The sequence below is a fragment of the Aeromicrobium sp. genome (assembly GCF_036675695.1).
GTDB lineage: Bacteria > Actinomycetota > Actinomycetes > Propionibacteriales > Nocardioidaceae > Aeromicrobium.
Window position 1 is genome coordinate 1 of the sequence record NZ_JAKFEL010000034.1, and the last position, 3,818, is coordinate 3,818.

At 63.5% G+C, this 3,818-nt stretch carries 3 protein-coding genes and 1 pseudogene; all 4 read left to right on the forward strand.

Annotated features, from left to right (window positions below; all coding sequences use genetic code 11):
• Positions 1 to 62: 62 nt before the first annotated feature.
• Positions 63 to 542 (forward strand): hypothetical protein, encoded by a 480-nt coding sequence (locus V6M39_RS01835; RefSeq protein WP_332641954.1) that lies wholly within the window; start codon positions 63 to 65, stop codon positions 540 to 542.
• A 159-nt stretch (positions 543 to 701) separates the two neighbouring features.
• A complete protein-coding gene (locus V6M39_RS01840; RefSeq protein WP_332641955.1) occupies positions 702 to 1,709 on the forward strand; it encodes an AurF N-oxygenase family protein in 1,008 nt (335 codons plus the stop codon).
• A 6-nt stretch (positions 1,710 to 1,715) separates the two neighbouring features.
• Complete coding sequence (locus V6M39_RS01845; RefSeq protein WP_332641956.1) at positions 1,716 to 3,368, forward strand: FAD-dependent oxidoreductase; 1,653 nt, start codon at positions 1,716 to 1,718, stop codon at positions 3,366 to 3,368.
• Positions 3,369 to 3,416: 48 nt separating this feature from the next.
• Positions 3,417 to 3,818, forward strand: a pseudogene (locus V6M39_RS01850) (pyridoxal 5'-phosphate synthase lyase subunit PdxS); the annotation flags it as partial.

Sequence of the window (3,818 nt, forward strand, 5' to 3'; positions counted from 1 at the left end):
CTACCTACAAGCAAGACCACAGACCAACTGAAAACACACCACCAAAACCCACAGGAGAAATCATGAACCGCACCATCCGCAACCTGATCGTCGCAGCACCGCTCGTCCTCGTTGGCATCACGGTTGCTCCGGCAGCCGCCATGGCCGATGGCTTCGACATCGGCATCCCCGAGAACAAGCCCGAACCGCACCCGGGCCCCGGCTTCGACAACGACCTCCCGCTGGCCGACAAGCCCGACACCAAGGACCCGAAGCCGCAGCCCAAGCCGCAGCCAAAGCCCAACGGTCCGGCGTCGGTGCCGCAGGCCACTGACGGAACCGTCGAGGTCGAGAAGAAGAAGGCCAAGAAGGTCGTCAGTGCCAAGGGTTCGCCTGACTCGATCGATCGCAGCGAGAACCTCTTCGTCGCCGGTCCGGCCGAAGTCGAGCTCGCCGCCGACACCGACAACGGCGGACTCGACATGACGTGGCTGCTCGTCGGTGGCGGAGTCGTCACCGCCTCAGGCATCGCGTTCGCAGCACGCAAGCGCACCAACGCCTGACACACCTATGCAAAGGCCCCACACCATACGGTGCGGGGCCTTTGCGCTGTCGGAAGCGAATGCTCGGCTATACGACACGCCGAATGTGACATTGCCGTTGACACATACCGTGAGTACGGCGCATGCTGACGGTATGACGCGAATTGCTGAGGAGCAGCGATGACCCAGACACTCGAGAACCCGACCGAGCTTTCCGCGACTCGCACCCGTGGGGAGTACGCAGAGGTCCTTCACGGACTGTCGGTCGCGTCAACGGAGCACCACTTCGACGCCTTCATCGACATTCCGTGGGAGCACCCCGACTTCCAGATCGACCGCAGCGATCCGCGCTGGATCCTGCCTGCGAACGTCGATCCTCTCGGCGCTCACCCGTGGTACCAGGCCCAATCCGTCGAGCGTCAGATCGAAATCGGACTGTGGCGCCAAGCCAACATCCTGCGGGTCGGCGTGCAGTTCGAGAACATCCTGATCCGCGGCATCATGCAGTACTGCTTCGAGCTCAAGAACCAGTCGCCAGAATTCCGCTACCTGATGCACGAGGCGACCGAGGAGTGCCACCACAACCAGATGTTCCAGGAGGCGATCAACCGCATCGGCGTCGACGCTCCGGGTATGCCGTGGCTGATGCGTCGCATCTCGTGGGCGATTCCGGGTGCCGCGTCGACCTTCCCGGTCAGCTTCTTCATCGGCGTCCTTGCAGGTGAAGAGCCGATCGATCACACACAGAAGGGCATTCTGCGCGGGGGCAAGGACCTCCCACCGCTGATGTCGCGGATCATGGAGATCCACGTGGCCGAAGAGGCCCGGCACATCTCGTTCGCCCACGAGTTCATCAAGATCCACGGCCCGAATCTCAGCCGGATCGACAAATTCATCGTCTCGCTGCTGTTCCCGATCATCATGCGAGTCGGCGCGGACCTGATCATGATTCCGCCGAAGGCGTTCCGCAAAGAGTTCGATATCCCGCGCAAGGTCATCAAGGATCTGTACTGGAAGGCGCCTGAGTCCCGGGTTCGCCTCCAGGAGATGTTCGCCGACGCCCGCATGCTCGCCGAGCAGTCGGGGCTGATGACCCGCAGCTCCAGGCGCATGTGGAGACTCTGCAAGATCGACGGTCGCCCGTCGCGATTCCGCAGCGAGCCTCCTGTCGCGTTCCTCGAAAGCTGAATCTCAGTGGCCCATGTCGTCACGCAGGCGTGCTGCGCTGACGCCTCGTGTGTGTTTGCGTGTCCGGTCAACGCGATCCACCCGACTCCCGACGAGCCCGACTTCGGACTCGCCGAGATGCTCTACATCGATCCCGTTTCCTGCGTCGACTGTGGCGCGTGTGTGGGCGCGTGCCCGGTTGGTGCGATCGTGCCCGACACCAAGGTTTCTACGAACCAGCTTCCGTTTGTGGACATCAACGCGTTGTTCCATGCCGAGCCGCGTACGTACCCGATCCAGGCACCCATCACGCCGATCATCCGCAAGGAGCCTGGTCCGCTGCATGTCGCGGTCGTCGGAGCAGGACCTGCCGCGATGTATGCCGCCGACGAGCTGCTCAAACAAGACGACGTGCACGTGACCTTGCTCGACCGACTGCCGACACCGCACGGGCTGGTGCGCAGCGGAGTCGCGCCCGATCATGTCGAAACCAAGTCGATCGACAAGCTCTTTCGCCAGATCGAGGATCAGCGCGGCTTTCACTACTTGCTGAACGTGGACGTGGGAACTGACATCTCCCACGAGGATCTGCTCGAGCACTGCCATGCCGTCGTCTATGCAACCGGCGCATCGCAGGATCGCCGGCTGGGCATCCCGGGCGAGGACCTGCCGGGAAGCGAGAGCGCCACGGAGTTCGTGGCTTGGTACAACGGCCATCCCGACCATGCCCGGCGCACGTTCGACCTGAGCGGACAAAGAGCCGTCATCATCGGCAACGGCAATGTTGCGCTCGACGCCGCGCGCATCCTTTCGATCGACCCCGAACACCTCGCCGCGACTGACATCTCGGACCACGCGTTGGCTGCACTGCGAGACAGCGCGGTGCGAGAGGTGGTGATCCTGGGGCGCCGGGGAATCGCTCAGGCGGCGTTCACGCTCCCGGAGCTCATCGGACTTCTCTCGCATGAAGACATCGAGATCGTCGTTGAAGGGGCGGACCTCGACCAGCCGATCGCGGATCCGATGGCGAATCGCAAGCTCCAAGCTCTCCACGACGCGGTCGTACGGCCCACGTCGCCTGGCAGCCGGCGGATTGTGTTCCGATTCGCGGAGTCTCCCTTAGAGCTGATCGGCGACAGTCGTGTGGCCGGCTTGTGTGTCACCCGCAATGACCTGGTTGAGGTCGACGGCCAGGTACGAGCCGTGCCGACTGGTCATCGCGACACCATTGACACCCCACTCGTTCTCCGGTCGATCGGCTACCGGGGTGTCGCCGCGCCCGGAGTGCCATTCGATGACGAAGCGCGAGTGATCCCGAACGTCGAAGGTCGCGTCTCCGGAGCTCCACGCACCTACGCCGTCGGCTGGATCAAGCGTGGGCCCACAGGTTTCATCGGCACCAACAAGTCGTGCTCTCAGGAGACGGTCGGCAGCCTGATCGCCGACTTCAACGCAGGACTTCTCGCGGCGCGGGGGAGTCGTGATTCGCTTCGCGCTGCAGTCGAGAAGCGCGGACTACTCTCAGTCGACCTTCGCGACTGGCGCGCCATTGACCGCGCAGAACGTCGCGGAGGGCTGGACCGCCCACGGCGCAAATTCACCAGCCTCGACGAGCTGCTCAAGGTGGCGAAGCCGGTGCGCGTGCCGCGTCGTGGTCTCAGCAAGAGGGTGCGCGCCTGACGAGTAGACTGGGAGACAACTTTCCCGGTACTTCCCAAAGGACTCGCAGTGAGCAACGAAGCAACAGTCGGCACCTCCAAGGTCAAGCGCGGCATGGCCGAAATGCTCAAGGGCGGCGTCATCATGGACGTCGTCAACGCTGAGCAGGCCAAGATCGCCGAAGACGCTGGCGCCGTTGCCGTGATGGCGCTCGAGCGCGTACCCGCTGACATTCGTGCGCAGGGCGGCGTCGCCCGTATGAGCGACCCCGACCTGATCGACGGCATCATCGAGGCTGTCTCGATCCCGGTCATGGCCAAGGCTCGTATCGGCCACTTCGCCGAGGCACAGATCCTGCAGAGCCTGGGCGTCGACTACATCGACGAGTCCGAGGTCCTGACCCCGTCCGACTACGCCAACCACATCGACAAGTGGCAGTTCACCGTGCCGTTCGTCTGCGGTGCGACCAAC

Excerpts from the sequence above, each read along its gene's own strand:
- V6M39_RS01840 (WP_332641955.1), top strand. The coding sequence starts at position 702 with ATGACCCAGACACTCGAGAACCCGACCGAGCTTTCCGCGACTCGCACC.
- V6M39_RS01835 (WP_332641954.1), top strand. The coding sequence starts at position 63 with ATGAACCGCACCATCCGCAACCTGATCGTCGCAGCACCGCTCGTCCTC.